The sequence below is a fragment of the Acidovorax delafieldii 2AN genome (genome assembly GCF_000175235.1).
Taxonomy (GTDB): domain Bacteria; phylum Pseudomonadota; class Gammaproteobacteria; order Burkholderiales; family Burkholderiaceae_C; genus Acidovorax; species Acidovorax delafieldii_B.
Genome location: NZ_ACQT01000463.1, coordinates 1 through 1,663 on the forward strand (window position 1 = coordinate 1; position 1,663 = coordinate 1,663).

The following is a 1,663-nucleotide window of genomic DNA, read 5'->3' on the forward strand; positions in this document are numbered from 1 at the left end:
CCTCCCATCAGCAGCAGCGCCAGGGCCAGGCCGGCGCCGGGGCGCACCAGCGCCAGATGGCCCAGGGGGGATGCCGAAACCGCCAGCAGCCCCGCCACCACCAGGTACAGCATGGCCGCGCCGGTGAACTCCAGTGGGCGAAACGGCGGCGAAGGGCTGCGCGAGGGCGGGGGCACCATGTAAAGAAGGAACTGGTATGACGCTTTGATCGTAGCCCAAGCCCGTGCATCCACCTTGGCATGGAACAATGGTGCGCCACTGTCTGCACGCGCCCCTGGCCGGCCGTGCCCCGCCGCCTTCCTGATCCGCGAGACCGCCATGATCCTGCTGCACTACGCCCCCAGCACCGCCGCCATGGTGCCCCACATCGTGCTGGAGGAACTGGGGCTGCCCTACGAGCGCGTGCTGGTGGACCCCAACCGCAACGACCACCGCTCGGCGGCCTACCTGCGCATCAACCCCAACGGGCTGCTGCCGGCGCTCACCGATGGCGGTCTGGTGCTGTATGAAACCGCCGCGATCTGCCTGCATCTTTGCGACACCCATCCTGAAGCGGGGCTGGTGCCCGCCCTGGCCACTGCCGAGCGCGCGCACTTCTACAAATGGCTCATGTGGCTGACCAACACGTTGCAGAGCACCCTTGTCGTCTATTTCTATCCTGAGCGCTGGATGGACGAGGGCCATGCGGCCGGCGTGGCCGAACTCAAGGGCCATGCCCAGCGCCGCGTCGGCGGGCTGCTGGACCTGCTGGATGCCGAACTGGCGCGCCACGGAGGGCCCTGGTTCATGGGTGGTGCCTACACCGCCCTCGACGCCTATGTGTTCACCCTGTGCCGTTGGACGCGGGGTTTCGCCCAGGGCGCGGCGCGGACACGACCGCACCTGGGGCCGTACCTGCAGCGCATGCTGGAGCGCCCCGCGGTGCGGCGCGTGCTCGACAACGAGGGGCTCTCGGCGCCGTTTGTGTGACAGCGCAGCCAGCGCCGGTGGTACAGGCGTCCCCAGGCGGCCGGTTCAGTGCCCGCCGCCGGTGCGCGCCAGGTAGCGCTTGCGCCAGAACAGCGCGACCAGCCCTGCGGCAATCGCGGTCATGGAGCCCATGGCCCACCAGAAACCGTCTTGCTTGTGCAGGAGCGGAATGTACTCAAAGTTCATTCCGAAGATACCCGCGATCAGGTTCAGCGGCAGGAACACCGCCGTCAGCGCCGTGAGGGTGCGCATGATGTCGTTGGTGCGGTTGCTCTGCACGCTGAAATGCATTTGCACGGCGGTCTCGGTGCTCTGCTCCAGCCGGCGCACGTGGTGCACCACGCGCTCGATGTGTTCGCGCACGTCGCGGCTGCGCACCTTGAGCAGGTCCAGGTCGCGCTGGCCGGCGCTGCTTTCGGGCATGGCCCAGGTTTCCAGCGCGTCGATCCAGTCCTGCACGGCGGTGCGCTGGTCTTCGCAGATTTCGTCGAGCTGGTGCAGCGACAGCCGCGCATCGAGCAGCGAGCTCCAGTTCACATAGCGCGCCCGGGGCTTGAGCAGTTCGGTCTGCCAGTGGTCGAGCTGGCGGGCGAGTTCGCGGCGCAGGTCGAGGTAGCCGTCCACTATCAGGTTGACCACGCGCAGCATCAGGTCTGCCGTACTGGTGGGCTGGCGCGCGCCCGACGCAGGGCTG

General features: G+C 68.1%; 2 protein-coding genes. One reads left to right on the forward strand and one right to left on the reverse strand.

All coding sequences use genetic code 11. From position 1 onward, the window contains the following. Positions 1–318 precede the first annotated feature (318 nt). Positions 319–969 carry a glutathione S-transferase family protein gene (locus ACDELDRAFT_RS22240; protein ID WP_005801017.1) on the forward strand — a complete coding sequence of 217 codons (651 nt, stop codon included), beginning with the start codon at positions 319–321 and terminating at the stop codon, positions 967–969. Between the two features lie 45 nt (positions 970–1,014). Here ACDELDRAFT_RS22240 and ACDELDRAFT_RS22245 read toward each other — a convergent pair. Then, the coding region (locus ACDELDRAFT_RS22245) for a magnesium transporter CorA family protein (RefSeq protein WP_040330625.1) at positions 1,015–1,663 on the reverse strand (649 nt) is incomplete at its 5' end.

What these genes read in the sequence shown, in the direction of transcription:
- ACDELDRAFT_RS22240 (WP_005801017.1), top strand. Translation starts at nt 319, where the DNA reads ATGATCCTGCTGCACTACGCCCCCAGCACCGCCGCCATGGTGCCCCAC.